General features: G+C 70.8%; 15 protein-coding genes. 8 read left to right on the top strand and 7 right to left on the bottom strand.

The genetic code is table 11. The annotated features are described in order from the left end of the window. The first annotated feature begins 38 nt into the window (after positions 1-38). Positions 39-707, top strand: coding sequence for a DedA family protein (locus ASG28_RS04170; RefSeq protein ID WP_055972342.1), 669 nt, complete (start codon positions 39-41; stop codon positions 705-707). A 91-nt stretch (positions 708-798) separates the two neighbouring features. On the opposite strand, the gene ASG28_RS04165 is transcribed toward ASG28_RS04170, so the two are convergent. From ASG28_RS04165 to ASG28_RS04145, 5 genes are all read right to left on the bottom strand, one after another. Next, complete coding sequence (locus ASG28_RS04165; RefSeq protein ID WP_055972339.1) at positions 799-1,734, bottom strand: ABC transporter substrate-binding protein; 936 nt, start codon at positions 1,732-1,734, stop codon at positions 799-801. Next, on the bottom strand, positions 1,731-2,471 hold the full coding sequence (locus tag ASG28_RS04160; RefSeq protein ID WP_055972336.1) for an ABC transporter permease: 741 nt from the start codon (positions 2,469-2,471) through the stop codon (positions 1,731-1,733). Before ASG28_RS04160 ends, ASG28_RS04165 begins: the two co-directional genes overlap by 4 nt. Then, positions 2,468-3,157: an ABC transporter permease gene (locus tag ASG28_RS04155; protein ID WP_055972333.1), complete on the bottom strand. Its 690-nt coding sequence runs from the start codon at positions 3,155-3,157 to the stop codon at positions 2,468-2,470. The genes ASG28_RS04160 and ASG28_RS04155 overlap by 4 nt, the downstream gene beginning before the upstream one ends. Continuing rightward, positions 3,154-3,990: an ABC transporter ATP-binding protein gene (locus ASG28_RS04150; RefSeq protein WP_055972329.1), complete on the bottom strand. Its 837-nt coding sequence runs from the start codon at positions 3,988-3,990 to the stop codon at positions 3,154-3,156. Before ASG28_RS04150 ends, ASG28_RS04155 begins: the two co-directional genes overlap by 4 nt. Before the next feature lie 128 nt (positions 3,991-4,118). Then, positions 4,119-4,766, bottom strand: coding sequence for a TetR/AcrR family transcriptional regulator (locus ASG28_RS04145; protein WP_157485638.1), 648 nt, complete (start codon positions 4,764-4,766; stop codon positions 4,119-4,121). Between the two features lie 48 nt (positions 4,767-4,814). Here ASG28_RS04145 and ASG28_RS04140 point away from each other — a divergent pair, with 48 nt between their 5' ends. From ASG28_RS04140 to ASG28_RS04110, 7 genes are all read left to right on the top strand, one after another. Then, positions 4,815-5,609: an SOS response-associated peptidase gene (locus ASG28_RS04140; protein ID WP_082454716.1), complete on the top strand. Its 795-nt coding sequence runs from the start codon at positions 4,815-4,817 to the stop codon at positions 5,607-5,609. Between the two features lie 38 nt (positions 5,610-5,647). Further along, positions 5,648-6,688, top strand: a complete 1,041-nt coding sequence (locus ASG28_RS04135) for an App1 family protein (RefSeq protein ID WP_055972324.1) — start codon at positions 5,648-5,650, stop codon at positions 6,686-6,688. Positions 6,689-6,783: 95 nt separating this feature from the next. Beyond that, positions 6,784-7,146, top strand: coding sequence for a helix-turn-helix domain-containing protein (locus ASG28_RS04130; protein WP_055972321.1), 363 nt, complete (start codon positions 6,784-6,786; stop codon positions 7,144-7,146). Beyond that, the gene (locus tag ASG28_RS04125) at positions 7,143-8,426 is read left to right on the top strand and encodes a type II toxin-antitoxin system HipA family toxin (RefSeq protein ID WP_055972318.1); all 1,284 of its coding nucleotides are present in this window, start codon (positions 7,143-7,145) and stop codon (positions 8,424-8,426) included. The genes ASG28_RS04130 and ASG28_RS04125 overlap by 4 nt, the downstream gene beginning before the upstream one ends. A 110-nt stretch (positions 8,427-8,536) precedes the next feature. Further along, positions 8,537-8,863 (top strand): DUF6504 family protein, encoded by a 327-nt coding sequence (locus ASG28_RS04120; RefSeq protein ID WP_055972315.1) that lies wholly within the window; start codon positions 8,537-8,539, stop codon positions 8,861-8,863. 178 nt (positions 8,864-9,041) lie between these two features. Then, entirely contained in the window at positions 9,042-9,725 is a 684-nt protein-coding gene (pnuC, locus tag ASG28_RS04115; RefSeq protein WP_043596159.1) for a nicotinamide riboside transporter PnuC, read from the top strand. A 68-nt stretch (positions 9,726-9,793) separates the two neighbouring features. Continuing rightward, positions 9,794-11,581 carry a glycoside hydrolase family 15 protein gene (locus tag ASG28_RS04110; RefSeq protein WP_055972309.1) on the top strand — a complete coding sequence of 596 codons (1,788 nt, stop codon included), beginning with the start codon at positions 9,794-9,796 and terminating at the stop codon, positions 11,579-11,581. Between the two features lie 67 nt (positions 11,582-11,648). On the opposite strand, the gene ASG28_RS04105 is transcribed toward ASG28_RS04110, so the two are convergent. Then, a complete protein-coding gene (locus ASG28_RS04105; RefSeq protein ID WP_055972306.1) occupies positions 11,649-13,013 on the bottom strand; it encodes a glucose-6-phosphate dehydrogenase in 1,365 nt (454 codons plus the stop codon). Positions 13,014-13,213: 200 nt separating this feature from the next. Next, positions 13,214-14,527 carry an FUSC family protein gene (locus ASG28_RS04100; protein ID WP_055972303.1) on the bottom strand — a complete coding sequence of 438 codons (1,314 nt, stop codon included), beginning with the start codon at positions 14,525-14,527 and terminating at the stop codon, positions 13,214-13,216. Positions 14,528-14,568: the final 41 nt, after the last annotated feature.

Below are 14,568 nucleotides of genomic sequence, written 5' to 3'. Positions count from 1 at the left end.
CCGGGCGCCGTGCACTCGCTGTGAATAGGCTCGGCCGGGTGAACGACCTGCTGACGACCCTGCTCGACCTGGTGCAGTCCGTCGACCCCGTGCTGAGGACGGTGCTGGCCGGCGTCGCCATGGTGCTCGAGACCTCGGTGCTCCTCGGCCTGATCGTGCCGGGCGACACGGTGGCGATCGTGTCGGCGACGGCGGTGGCGTCACCGTTCGAGTTCGGGGCGCTCGTGGTCGCCCTCGTCCTGGGCGCCCTGGTGGGCGAGAGCGTCGGGTTCGCCCTCGGCCGCTTCTTCGGACCGAAGATCCGGGCGAGCGCGCTCGGCCGACGCCTCGGCGAGGCGAACTGGGTCCGGGCCGAGAACTACCTCGCCCGACGGGGCGGCATCGCCGTCTTCGTGTCGAGGTTCCTGCCGGTGCTGCACTCGCTGATCCCGCTGACCGTGGGCACGAGCCCCATGCGCTACCGGACGTTCCTCACCTGGACGGCCCCCGCGTGCGTCCTCTGGGCGCTCGCCTACGTCTCCGTCGGCGCCGCGGCGGCGGGCAGCTACCGCGAGCTCGCGGACGGCCTGCACCAGGCCGGCTACGTCTTCGTCGGCATCATCGCTGCGTTCGTCCTGCTGGTCGTCGTCGTGAAGAAGGTCCTGCACCGCCGCGAGGAGCGCCACATGGCGCACCCCGACGGGGACGCGGGCGACGAGGCCTCCTGACCCGCGCCTCCTCGCCTTCGCCCTCGGGGCGTGGCCCCGGACGACGGAGAGCCCCGTTCCGCGGACGGAACGGGGCTCTCGACGAGGGCGCCTAGCTGTCGAGCAGGCCCTTCTCGGTCAGGTAGTCCTTGGCGATGGTGGCCGAGGACTCCTTGTCGGTCTGGCTCTTCGAGTTGAGCTCCTGCAGGTCGGAGGCGCTCAGGACCGCGTCGACACCGTCGATGACGGCCTGTGCGTCCGAGTCGACCTTGTCGGACACGATCGGGACCACGTTCTGCGGCAGGATCATGTTCTCGGGGTCCTCGAGGGTGACGAGGTCGTTCTCGGCGATCAACGGGCTGGCCGTGTAGATGTCGGCCAGCTGGACGCTGCCGTCGGTGAGGGCCTTGACCGTCAGCGGGCCACCGCCGTCGTCGATCGGGGTCGAGGTGACGTCGACGCCGTAGATGCTCTTCAGGCCGGGAGGGCCGTAGGGGCGCTCGGCGTTCTCGGGCGGAGCACCCAGCGTCAGCGTGCCGGAGTAGTTCTTGAGATCGGCCAGGCTCGTGATGTCGTTCTCCTCGGAGAACTCCTTCGTCACGTTGTAGCTGTCCTGGTCGGACGCCGCGGCGGCCTTCAACGCGGTCAGACCGTCGGGCAGGGCGGCGGCGAGGGCCGTCTCGACCTCTTCGGGCGACTTCGCGGTCTCTTCTTTGTCGTAGTACTGCAGCAGGTTGCCGGTGTACTCGGGGAAGACGTCGATCTTGCCCGACTCGAGCTCGGGCAGGTACACCTCGCGCTGACCGATCTGGTACTGACGGTCGACCTTGTAGCCCTTGGCCTCGAGCGCCTGGGCGTAGAGCTCGGCGATGATCTCGTTCGAGTAGTACTGCTGCGAGCCGATGACGAGCGTGTCGCCGTCGCCCGACGCGGACGAATCGCCGGAGCTCAGCGGGTCGCTCGACGCGCACCCTGCCAGGGCCACCATGGCCCCGATCGCGACTGCGCCGAGAACGGTGAGCCGGCCCTTCTTGTTCGCTGTGATCACTGTGTGCCTTTCGTGAGGGGTGTTGCCGTGACCGCCCCGGGCCGGACGGCCTTGGAGCGGGTGTCGGAGGGGCGACCGGCCGTGACCCCGGCGGGGACGACGAGACGCTGGACGATCGAGAAGAGGACCTCGAGGACGACCGCGAGGGCGATGACGAGGATGGAGCCCGCCAGCATCTGGGTGTAGTCGTTCGATCGCAGGCCGCGGAAGATGTAGGTGCCGAGGCCCCCGGCCCCGACCACCGTGGCGATGGTCGCCGTGGCCACGACCTGCAGCGTGGCCGAACGGATGCCGCCGATCAGGAGGGGCAGCCCGAGGGGCACCTCGACCTTGGTGACGATCTGCCACTCGGTCATGCCGACCGCCCGGGCGGCGTCGATGGTCTTGCGATCCACGGCTTCGAAGCCCGAATAGGCACCGGCCAGCACCGAGGGGATCGCCAGGACGACGAAGGCGATCATCGGGGCGGTGATGCCGATCCCCACGAGGAGCGCCAGGAGGAAGACCAGCCCGACGGTCGGCAGCGCCCGGGCGCCACCGGTCAGGGCGACGGCCAGGGTCCGGCCACGACCCGTGTGCCCGATGAGGTAACCAGCCGGGACGGCGAGGACCGAAGCGATCACCACGGCGACGATCGTGTACCAGAGATGCTCGCCCAGCCTCGTCGGGACCCCGTCGGCACCGGAGAGGTGGGCAGGATCGGCGAGCCAGGCGAACGCGTCGAGAAAAAGGTTCACGGTGCCACGACCTTCTGGCGGGCCACGGTGGGCGTGCCCGCCCGTGTCGCGGACCGACCTCTCGTCCAGGGCATGAGAGCTCGTCCGAGCAGCACCAGCAGCCCGTCCAGGACCAGGGCCATGGCGATCGTGAGGACGATCCCGGCCACGATCTCGGCCATGATGTCGCGCTGCAGGCCGTCGTTGAAGAGCAGCCCGAGTCCGTTGATGCCGAGGATGCCGCCCACGGTCGCGAGGCTGATGGTACTGACCAGGACGACCCGGAGACCCGCGAGCAGCACGGGACCGGCCAAGGGGATCTCGACGCGCCAGAAGCGCTGCCACCCGGAGTATCCGACCGCCGTCGCGGACTGTCGGACGTCCGCCTCGACCGACTGCAGGCCGTCGGCGACGGACCGGACCATCAGGGCGATGCCGTAGAGCGTGAGTCCGATGATGAGGTTCGTGTTGCTTCGGATGCTGTACCCGATCAGACCGGGGAGCACGACGAGCAGCGCGAAGGACGGCACGGCGTAGAACAATCCGGCGACCGCCAGGACGATGCCGCGGAGACGCGTGTAGCGATTGGCCGCCCAGCCGATCGGCAGCGAGATGACGAACGCCAGGATGACCGGCGGCACGCTCAGGCCCAGGTGCACGATCGTCTTGTCGAGGATGTAGTCGCTGTTGGACCAGATCCAGTTCACGACGTCCGCCCACCTCGGACCGGTTCGGTCAGCACCCCGGCGGTGCGTCCGTCGCCGTCGACCACCACCTGACCGGTCGGGGTCTCTTCGACGTGCAACGCTCGCTTGCCCCGGTTGGCACCGATGAACTCGGCGACGAAGTCGGTCGCCGGCGCCGAGAGGATCTCGGCGGGAGTGCCCTGCTGGGCGATCTGGCCGCCCTTCTCGAGGATCACGACCTGATCGCCCAGGTAGAAGGCCTCGTCGATGTCGTGCGTGACGAAGACGACGGTCTTGTCGAGCTCGCGCTGCAACCGGATGAGCTCTTGCTGCAGGTCGGACCGGACGAGCGGGTCGACGGCACCGAAGGGCTCGTCCATCAGCAGGATGTTCGGGTCGACGGCGAGGCCGCGGGCGACGCCGACGCGCTGTTGCTGCCCGCCGGACAGCTGGCTCGGGTAGCGCTGGGCCAGGTCGCGGTCGAGCCCGACCGTGTCCATCAGCTCGAGGGCGCGGTCGCGGGCGACCTTCTTGGGCGTGCCCTTGAGCACGGGGACGGTGGCGATGTTGTCGACGACCTTGCGATGCGGCAGCAGGCCCGAGTTCTGCATGACGTAGCCGATGCCGCGGCGGAGTCGCACCGGCTCGAGGTCGCCGATGGACTCGCCGTCGATCTCGATGACGCCGGACGTCGGGTCGACCATGCGGTTGATCATCCGCAGGATCGTCGTCTTGCCGCACCCGCTGGACCCGACGAAGACCGTGGTCTTGCGGGACGGGATCACCAGGCTGAAGTCGTCGACCGCCAGGGTGCCGTCGGGGTACTGCTTCGTCACGGAACGGAACTCGATCATGGGTGGCTCATTCCTCGTGGGCAGCACGAATCGACACTTGCCAGGGCGTTCACCCAACCACAGATCTCGACGATGTGTCATCGACCCCGCCGGGGCCCATGACGCCGGCCGTCACACGGCCCGCGGGGTCAGTGCGCGCCGACGAGGGGCTCGAGGTAGCCCGTCAGCACCGCGCGGCACTGGCCGACGAAGCGGTCGTCACCCTCGGGGTCGTCGATGAAGGCGCGCGCCAGGAGGGCGTTCGCGATCTCGACCGCCACCTGGAGGCCCAACTCGAGTTCGTCGGTGCGCGTCACCGCGCAGTGCTCGACGAAGACCGCGAGCAACTGCTCGGCCAGCGGGCTCGTGTACTGGCGCGTCTCGGGCGTGCGCACGTCGGGAGCGTCGGCGAAGCGGATGGCGCGGAAGCCGGGCTCGCTGCGGTACATCTCGGCCTTGGCGTCGACGAAGAGGTCGACGGCACGACGCCAGTCGGTGACGGCGTCGTCGGACACGGCCTCGCCGACCCGGACGGTCAGGCGTTGGACCGACCGCAGGGCGAGGGCGTCGACGACGGCGATGCGGTCGGGGAAGTAGCGGTAGACCGTGCCGATCGAGGCACCTGCGCGCTCGGCGACCATCGCCGTGGTCAGACGCTCGTAGCCGATCTCGTCGATGATGGCCGCGGCCGCGTCGAGCAGCCCGGTGAGCCGCGCGGAACTGCGAGCCTGGACGGGCTCGTTCCTGAGCAGCGGTGAACCCCCGGGCAGTGCGTCATTGACGTCGGTGACGAGCAACGTTTCTCCGTTTCGTGGCGATGCCTCGACGGGGTCGGGCACGGTGCGATGACGTCGGAAGGGGACCGAGGTGTCGGTCACCGGATGTCGGCGGCTGCCACCAGAATGGATCGCATGTGCGGACGATTCGTGATGGCACGCGCCTCGAGCGACCTGGTGGCCCTGTTCGACGTCGATGTATCAGGAGACACTCTCCCAGAGCCTTCCTGGAATATCGCTCCGACTCGGCCGGTGAGTCTCCTGGTCGACGCGGCACCTCGGGGCGCCGACGCGGGTGGCCCGCCGGTCCGACGCCTCGCGTCGGCCCGCTGGGGTCTCGTGCCCGGCGGCTCGGCGGGTCCCGACTCCGGTCCCCCGCTGTTCAACGCACGATCCGAGTCGGCCGCCGAGAAACCCTCGTTCCGCGACGCCGTGATCTCGCGCCGTGGCCTGGTCCCGGCGACGGGCTGGTACGAGTGGCAGACCCTGCCCGACGGCTCGAAGCGCCCCGTCCTCGTGCGGCTGCCCGACGACGAGGTGGTCCTGTTCGGTGCGCTCTACGAGTGGTGGCGCGACCCGTCGGCCGAGGTCGGCGCCCCGTCTCGGTGGCTGCTGTCGACGACCGTGTTGACCCGCGCCTCCTCGGGTCCGGTGTCCGACGTGCACGACCGCATGCCGGTGCTCGTCGGCACCGACGTCATGGACGACTGGCTCGACCCCGAGACCGAGGGCGACGACGACCTGGTGCAGGGCATCGCGGGCCTCAGCGACGAGATCGCCGAGCGCCTGCTGCACCACGAGGTCGGCCCCGAGGTCGGCTCGTCGTCGGTCGACCACCCCGGTCTGCTCGCTCCCGTCGACTGACCCGCCCGTTCGACGACCCGTCGTGCGAGACTGAGCGGATGCCCGACACCCGCAAGGCACCGCCCGCCGCCGTCGAGCCCTTCCTCCACCGAGCGGCCCGCATCGAGAACTCGGTCCATCGCTTCCGCGAGAAGCGGGCCCGGCGTCGCGGACTCCTCCCCACGGTCGTGCCGTACACCGGCTACGGCGCCCCGGGATGGGCTCGGGTGCTGTCGCGCGTCCTGCTCACCCGGACGGGCACGCTGTCGGGCGTCGACCGCCTCAACGTCCGGGGGTGGCGCAGCTTCACGAGCGTGCCCGTCGAGAAGGCCCTGGTCGAGATCTCGCTCGGCGGTCGCGTCCAGCGCGTCCAGACCGACCGCGGCGGCGTGCTCGACGCTCGCATCGCCGTCGACCTCGAACCCGGCTGGCACGTCGCGACCCTGACCACCGAAGGGTCCGTGCCGGTCGAGGCGCCGATCTTCGTCATCGATCCGGAGGCGCGGTTCGGCATCGTCTCGGACATCGACGACACCGTGATGGTCACCTCGCTGCCCCGGCCGCTGCTCGCCGCCTGGAACACCTTCGTCCTCAACGAGCACGCCCGGCGCCCCGTGCCCGGCATGGCCGTGCTGTACGAACGCCTGAACGCGGCGAACCCCGGGTGCCCCGTCATCTACCTGTCGACGGGGGCCTGGAACGTGGCGCCGACGCTGTCCCGCTTCCTGTCCCGCAACCTGTACCCGAGCGGCGCGCTGCTGTTGACCGACTGGGGCCCCACCCACGACCGGATCTTCCGCAGCGGACGTCAGCACAAGCAGGAGTCCCTGCGCCGCCTGGCCGACGAGTTCCCCGAGCTCAAGTGGCTGCTCGTCGGCGACGACGGTCAGCACGACGAAGAGCTGTACGGGACCTTCCTGCACGACCACCCCGAGAACGTGGCCGCCGTGGCCATCCGCCAGCTGTCGCCCAGCGAGGCCGTGCTGGCCGGTGGCCGGTCGCGGTCGGAGCACGCCGAGGGCAGCGACGTGGTCTGGGTGTCGGCACCCGACGGTGCCGGCCTGTGGGAGCAACTCCTCGACAACGGCGTGATCGACTGACCCTGGTCGGTCGTGACGTTCCTGGAATAGTGGGATGATCCCGTTTTCTGAGTGATCATTGCTGTTATCGTGGTTAATCCCGTGATTGGAGCATCGTGTTCGACGACGATCAGACACCCCCCGCGAGTGCGCCCTCGCTCATCTCGACCGACGAGCGCGAACGCCAGGTCGGCGAACAGATCCGTCGCCTGAGGCTCGACCAGGGACTCGACCAGCTCGAACTCGCTCGACGGGCCGACCTGTCACCCAGCACGGTGCAGTCCCTCGAGGCCGGGCGGGGCAGCACGTTGCGCTCGCTCGTCCGCGTCCTGCGGGCCCTGGGCGCGGACGACGCCCTCGGGAACATCGCCCCGGCGAGCGCCGTCAGCCCGCTCGACCTGCTGCGGTCGTCGGGCGACGAGCCGCGACGTCGGGTGTACCGCCCGCGGGGTGCACGATCGTCGGGCGACGGCTCGTGAGCTGGGTCCCGGTCCGGGCGGTCGAGGTGACGGCGTGGGGCCTGCGGGTGGGGGCCGTGGCGCTGGACCCGGGGCTCGGGGCGTACGTCTTCGAGTACTACCCGGACTGGGTGGCTCGGGGCATCGAGCTGGCTCCGCTGACGATGCCGGTCCGCACCCGGCGGCATGTGTTCCCGCAGCTGCCCGAGGCGACGTTCCACCGGCTGCCCGCCGTGCTGGCGGACGCGATGCCGGACGACTTCGGCAACGCGGTGATCGACGCCTGGTTGGTGCGGCAGGGCGTGTCGCGGCAGCAGGTGAGCCCGCTGGACCGGTTGGCGTACATGGCGGACCGGGCCATGGGGGCGTTGGAGTTCCGGCCCTCGAGGGGGCCGCGCCAGCGGACGACGAGCGCGCTCGAGCTGAGCGCACTGGTCGAGGGGGCACGCAGCGTGCTGGACGCCAGCTTCAGCGACGACCACGAGACCGAGTCGGCGATCCGGTCCTTGATCCAGGTGGGGACGTCGGCGGGTGGGGCGCGGGCGAAGGCGGTGGTCGCGTGGAACCGTGGGACGGGTGAGATCCGGTCGGGTCAGTTGGCGGCGCCGGACGGGTTCGAGCACTGGTTGATCAAGTTGGACGGGTTGGGCCCGGACTCCGAGTTGGGGTCGGGCGGCCTGGCCGGTCGGGTCGAGTACGCGTACTCACTGATGGCGGGGGCGGCGGGGATCGACATGGCCGAGTGCCGGCTGCTCGACGAGAACGGGCGGTCGCACTTCATGACGCGTCGGTTCGACCGTCGGGTCGAGGGCAAGGCGCACGTCCTGACGCTGTGCGGGGCGGCCCATCTCGACTTCCGTCAGCGACAGGCGCACGACTACGGGCAGCTGTTCGACGTGGTCCGTCGCCTGGGGCTGGGCGACGAGGCGATGGCGCAGGCGTTCCGCCGGATGGTCTTCAACGTGCTGGCGGCCAACAACGACGACCACACGAAGAACTCGTCGTTCCTGCTGGCGGGGCCCGGGGCGTCGTGGGGACTGTCGCCCGCGTACGACGTGACGTTCGCGCACAACCCGACCGGGCGGTGGACGTACCAGCACCTCATGGGGGTGGACGGTGTCTACCGCGACGTCTCGCGGGCCGACGTGATGCGTCTGGCCGACCGCTTCCTGGTGCGGGACGCGTCGGGCATCGTCGACGAGGTGCGTGACGCGGTGCGGCGGTGGCGGTCGTTCGCCGACGAGGCCGGCCTGCCCCGCGAGGCGGTCGACCACGTCGAGGAGGCGCTGCCCCGCTGGTGAGGCCGCGCGCGTCCCCGGCGCCTCGGCTTCCCGCCCACAGAGGGGGTGGCCGATGTCGGTGGGGGTTCGTAGACTCCGTTCGAACACACATTCGAACGAGAGGTCGGCAGATGAGGGTGGACGAGAAGGTCCCGGTCGAGACGACCGCCGACGGGGCGCCCCTGCGCTTCGAGTGGCGGGGGGTCGTGTACGGCGTCGTCAGCTCGCCCGAGCTCTGGGTCACACGCACCGACTGGTGGCGGTCGGCGACCCGGGCGCCGCGCGGGGCGAGCGCACACCTGCTCGAGATGACGGTCTGGCGGGTCGACGCGGTGCCGCTCACCGACGGCGCCCACCGGGTCGACGGCACCTTCGACCTGGCGCTCGACGGCCGGGGCGACTCGTGGTTGCTGCTCGGGGTGTTCGACGACCGGGTCGAGCAGCAGCTCTTCGCCTGACCCCCGGCGGCGACACCCGGGGCCGTGCCACCGGGGCGGTGCTACCGGGGCGGTGCTACCGGGGCGGTGCCACCGGGAATGGCCCTCGTGCCACACTCGTTGCAGCACCAGGCGCCCTGCGCCTCGGGGACGCCGTGGTCCCGCACCACCCGCCTCCCCGACCGAAGAGAGCCTCCCGATGAATCCGTTGCTGTGGTTGTTCGACGCCCAGTTGCACATCGGCGACCAGACGATCCTCTGGCGCGAGGTGGTGGGCAACGTCTTCGGTCTGCTGAGCGCCCTCGGCGGCATGCGACGCAAGGTCTGGGCCTGGCCGATCGGCATCGTGGGCAACGCGCTGCTGTTCACCGTCTTCCTCGGCGCGGTGTTCGACACCCCGAACCCGGTGAACCTGCTCGGGCAGGCCGCGCGCCAGGTGATGTTCATCGTCGTGTCGATCTACGGCTGGTACCGCTGGAAACACGCCGGCGACACCGGCGGCGTGGCCGTCGAGCCCCGCTGGGCGGGGTGGAAGAACCGGGTGCTGATCGTCGTCGGCCTGGTCGGCGGCACCGCCCTGCTGACTCCCGTCTTCCGCCTGCTGGGGTCGTACGAACCCGTCTGGGCCGACGCCTGGATCTTCACGGGGTCGCTCCTCGCCACCTACGGCATGGCCAAGGGCTGGGTCGAGTTCTGGTTGATCTGGGTCGCGGTCGACCTCGTCGGCACTCCCCTGCTGTTCAGCGCCGGCTACTACGCGTCGGCGTTCATGTACGTCTTCTACGGCGCCTTCACGCTCGCGGGGTTCGTCGTCTGGGCTCGCACCCGGCGACAGAAGCCCAAGGTCGAGACGCTCTGGCCCGACCCGACGCTGCAACGTTGACCCCGGCCCGGCCCGGCCCGACCCGGCCACGCTGACCCCGACCGGAGGCGCGCTGGTTTGATGAGCGCATGCCCCTGCCCATCGAGAACTACGCACTGATCGGCGACCTGCACACCGGATGCCTCGTGGGCTCCGACGGCAGCATCGACTGGCTCTGCCTCCCCCGCTTCGACTCCGCCTCGACGTTCGGCGCCCTGCTCGGCGACCACGACGCCGGCCGGTGGCTCGTGGCCCCCTCCGACGCCGACGCCACCTCGACCCGGCGCTACGTGGACGACACCTTCGTGCTCGTCACCCGCTGGACGACGCCCACCGGCGTGGTCGAGGTCACCGACCTCATGCCCTACGGCGATCGGCGGGCCGACGTCGTCCGCCGGGTGACCGGCGTCTCGGGCACCGTCTCGATGCACGTCGACCTCGCGATCCGCTTCGGCTACGGCACGGCGGTCCCCTGGGTGCGGCAGGCCCCCGAGGGCGACGGCACCGCGCTCGTCGCCACGGCCGGGCCCGACGCCGTCGTCGTCCGTGGCCCCCGGCTCACGGCCACCGACCACACGCACGAGGCCACGTTCGACGTCCCCGCCGGCGAGACGGTCGACCTCAGCCTCACCTGGTACCCGTCGCACCGCGAACCGCCGACCGCCGTGGACGTCTCCGCCCGCATCGACGAGACCGTCACCTGGTGGCAGGACTGGTCGTCACGGTCCTCGGCACCCGAGGTCTACACCCGCGAGGTGCACCGATCACTGCTGATCCTGCGGGCCCTGACCAACGAGGACACCGGAGGCATCGTCGCCGCCGCGACCACGAGCCTGCCCGAGCAGTTCGGCGGCTCGCGCAACTGGGACTACCGCTACGTGTGGCTGCGCGACGCGTCCATGACGCTCCAGGCGCTCATCCTGCACGGCTACGCGGAGGAGGCCGACCGGTGGCGCGGCTGGCTGCTGCGGGCCATCGCCGGAGACCCCGCGGACGTGCAGATCATGTACGGCCTGGCCGGCGAACGGTACCTCCACGAGAGCGAACTCGAGCAGCTGACCGGTTACGACGGCGCCTCGCCGGTGCGGATCGGGAACGCCGCGTACAAGCAGTACCAGGGCGACATCTTCGGCGAGGTGATGGTCGCCCTGCACGAGGCCCGGCTGCTCGGCGTCGAGGAGAGCGAGTACTCGTGGCCCCTGCAGCGTGCCCTCGTGCAGTACGTCGAGGACAACTGGACCCGGCCCGACAACGGCATCTGGGAGATCCGGGGCGAGCTGCAGCACTTCACGCACTCGCGGGTGATGATCTGGGCCGCCCTCGACCGTGCGATCCAGGGGGTCGAGCAGTTCGACCTCGACGGCCCGCTCGATCGCTGGCGAGGTCTGCGCGACGAGGTGCGCACCGAGATCGAGACCCGCGGCTGGAACGCCGACCGCGCCTCCTTCACCCAGCACTACGGCACGACCGAGGTCGACGCGTCCCTGCTGCAGCTGTCGCAGGTCGGCTTCGTCGCCGCCGACGACCCCCGCATGCTCGGCACCGTCGCCGCCATCGAGCACGACCTGCTGCAGGACGGCCTGCTCATGCGCTACCGCACCGAGAGCGGCGTCGACGGCCTCGACGGAGCCGAGAACCCCTTCCTGACCTGCTCGTTCTGGCTGGCCGAGCAGTACGCCGCCTCGGGACGCGTCGACGACGCCGTCACCCTGATGGACCGCCTGGTCGGCTACTGCAACGACGTCGGCATGCTCTCGGAGGAGATCGAGGTCGCCACGGGACGACACGTCGGCAACACCCCGCAGGCGCTCTCGCACCTGGCTCTCGTGCGCGCGGCGGACGCGATCTCGCGCGCGAAGGCCGCGACGACGGCGTAGGTGCCCGACACGGCGACGGCCGCCCTGCTCTGACGAGCGGGGCGGCCGTGGACGGTGAGGCGGAGGATCAGGCGGGCCAGTCCTTCGGGCCGGTCGAACCGGCGGCGTAGGTGTCGAGGGGCACCTGGTCGGCCTTCCAGGCCTCGATCACGGGGGCGACGATCGCCCAGCAGCGCTCGGCCACGTCGCCGCGGATCGAGAGCGTCGGGTCGTCGTGGAAGATGCCGCTCAGCACCTCGCCGTAGGGCGTGAGCTCGGGCTTGCCCAGGGTGACCGACATCGTCGACTTCTCGAGGTCGAAGGGGTTGCCGGAGCCGTTGGTCGTGACGCCGAGCTCCATCGTCTCGGGGCTGATCTCGATGCGCAGCGTGTCGGGCGTCGACGAGCCGTTGAGGCCCTCGGGCAGCGCCGGGACCGGCTTGAAGGTGATGAGCACCTCTTTGCGGATCTTGGTCATGCCCTTGCCCGAGCGCAGGATGAACGGGACGCCGGCCCAGCGACGGGTCTTGACCTCGAACTCGACCTCGGCGAGGGTCTCGGTCTGGCGGTCGTTGTCGACGCCGTCCTCGTCGGCGTACGCGGGGACGTCCTTGCCGTCGATGGTGCCGGCCGCGTACTGGGCACGTCGGCTCGAGGCGACCGGGTCGGCGTCCTTGACCCACGTGGCCCGCAGGACGCGAGCGATCTCGCTGCGCAGCTCGACCGAGTCGATGCTCGACGGGGCGTCCATCGCGATGACGGCGAGCACCTGCAGCAGGTGGCTCTGGATCATGTCGATCAGCGCGCCGGCCTTGTCGTAGTACTGGGCGCGACCCTCGAGGCCGAGGACCTCGTCGTAGAAGATCTCGACCTTCTCGATGTTCTCGCTGTTCCAGACCGGCTCGAACAGGCGGTTGGCGAAGCGCAGGCCGATCATGTTGAGGACCGTGGCACGACCGAGGAAGTGGTCGGTGCGGTGGATGCGCTCTTCGGGGACGATCTTGAGCAGCTCGGCGTTCAGCTCGCGAGCGCTCTCTTCGTCCGAGCCGAACGGCTTCTCGAGGGCGAGACGCAGACCGTCGGGCAGGTCGATCTCGGCGAGCGCCTGGATCACCTTGGTGCTGATCGCGGGCGGCAGGGCGAAGTACATCACCGGGGTGCCCTCGCTGGCCTCGAACAGGGCCTTCAGGTGCTCGACCGTGGTCGGGTCGCCCTGGATGTAGCGGCTCGACGCCAGCGTCTTCTTGGCGAGGTCGCTGCCGGCGTCGCCGTTGAAGGCGGTCTTGACGACGTCGCCCCATTCTTCGGGGCTGCGCTCGCTGCGGCCGGTGCCGATGAGCTGGACGTCGACGCCGCGGTCGCTCTTGAGCAGGCTCGCGAGGCCGGGGAGCAGCAGACGCTCGGTGAGGTCTCCGCTGGCTCCGAGGATGATGAGGGTGGTGGTGTCTGTCACAGTGCAGCTTTCATGGGAGGGCGGCGATCGTGTCGTCGCTGGTCGATCAGGCGGCGGGGGTTCTCGGGGCCACGGGAGTCAACGCACAGGGGGGACGGGCATTCCCGTCGACCGCCCCGGCCGCGGAGGGCGCGGGTCGCGTCTCGGCGCCGGTGCCCGGTCAACCGTACTGCTCCCCGGGGGTGAGCGCCGTATCGGGGTCAGCGGGCGGGGTCGGCGTCGCCGTCCTGAACGGTGTCGTGCGGGGCGGTGTCGCGGGGCGCGCTGTCGTCGTCGACCGGCCCCGTGCTGTCGGTGCCGCCCACCCGACCGCCGGTGTCGTCGTCGTCGGCCGCGCGCGCCTCCTCGGCGGCGTCGTCCTCGGGGCGGGGTGCCGTGGTGTCGTCGGGGTCGAGCGCGGCGATGATGCGCCCGAGCGAGACGGCGATGGAGACGCCGCCGCTCGTGTCGGTGGTCGGGCGGTCGCGGTGGCGGTCGACGGCGTCCCAGAGGTCGGCGACGCGGCGCCGGGCGTCGGTGAACGCGTCGACGTCCTCGGCACCGTGGCGCCGGATCACGGTGGCGACGCCGTGCACGGCGTGGGCGACGTCGGGCGCGAGGTCGTCGGGCATGCCGATCTGGCGGCCGATCCGACGGCCGAGGATGCCCGAGACCTCGGCGACGTCCTGGAGGTGGAACGAGACGCGCTCGTACGTGGCGAGGTCGGCGTACTCCTGCCCGAGGTCGCGGCGGCGGAGCATCCACCGCGGGTTCAGGTGCCGGGACTCGTCGGCGTACGCGACGGTCTCGCGCACGCGGCGGAGGGTGCTCGGCAGGACGCCCACGCGACGCTCCCACTCGTCGCCCTCGAGGGGCCAGGGCGTCTCGAAGACGCCGGCGATCTCGTCGGCCCGGTCGGCGAGCGAGTCCTTGACCCGGGTGAGGCGCGCCTCGGCCCGCGAGGCGTACAGCGGCGGCACGAGCACCAGGTTGACCACGACGCCGACGACGACGCCGACCCCGATCTGGACGATGTAGCCCAGCGAGTACGCCTCGGCGTTCGCGCCGCCGAGCAGCAGGACGAAGAGCCCGGCCGTCAGCACCCAGTCACGACCGGCACCGAGCCAGCGGATGCCCGCCACGAGCACGCCGACCCCGACGACGAGTGCCACGGCGAGCACCCCGGGCTGGCCGTCCTGCAGCGCGAAGACCGCCGTGGCGAGGCCGATGCCGACGACCAGGCCGAGCAGCACCTGGAACCCCTGACGCAGCGAGCTCTTGATCGTCGGGTACATCGCGATCACGGCGCCGAGCGGCGCGTAGTAGGGGTAGTCGGCCGCGACGCCGGGCACCCGCGGCGCGATCCAGTAGGCGAGGGCCGCGGCGAGCGCCGTCTTCACGGCGAGCAGGAGGCGCGGCTGGGCCAGGAGGACACGGGTCCAGTGGGTCGCGGTGCGGGCGTCGCGACGCAGGGCGGCCCGGCGATCGGGCGGGGTGGGGCGTCGATCGGGTGGGGTGGAGCGTCGATCGGGCATGCCCCGATGATGACAGGCCGCGGGAGGCCACGGGTGGGCCC

It is taken from the genome of Frigoribacterium sp. Leaf415 (assembly GCF_001424645.1).
Classification (GTDB): Bacteria; Actinomycetota; Actinomycetes; order Actinomycetales; family Microbacteriaceae; genus Frigoribacterium.
This window is presented reverse-complemented; position numbering and strand designations above follow the sequence as displayed.

Coding starts and splice junctions, on each gene's coding strand:
- ASG28_RS04150 (WP_055972329.1), bottom strand. CDS start 3,990: ATGATCGAGTTCCGTTCCGTGACGAAGCAGTACCCCGACGGCACCCTG.
- ASG28_RS04140 (WP_082454716.1), top strand. CDS start 4,815: ATGACGTCGGAAGGGGACCGAGGTGTCGGTCACCGGATGTCGGCGGCT.
- ASG28_RS04135 (WP_055972324.1), top strand. CDS start 5,648: ATGCCCGACACCCGCAAGGCACCGCCCGCCGCCGTCGAGCCCTTCCTC.
- ASG28_RS04120 (WP_055972315.1), top strand. CDS start 8,537: ATGAGGGTGGACGAGAAGGTCCCGGTCGAGACGACCGCCGACGGGGCG.
- pnuC (WP_043596159.1), top strand. CDS start 9,042: ATGAATCCGTTGCTGTGGTTGTTCGACGCCCAGTTGCACATCGGCGAC.
- ASG28_RS04110 (WP_055972309.1), top strand. CDS start 9,794: ATGCCCCTGCCCATCGAGAACTACGCACTGATCGGCGACCTGCACACC.
- ASG28_RS04100 (WP_055972303.1), bottom strand. CDS start 14,527: ATGCCCGATCGACGCTCCACCCCACCCGATCGACGCCCCACCCCGCCC.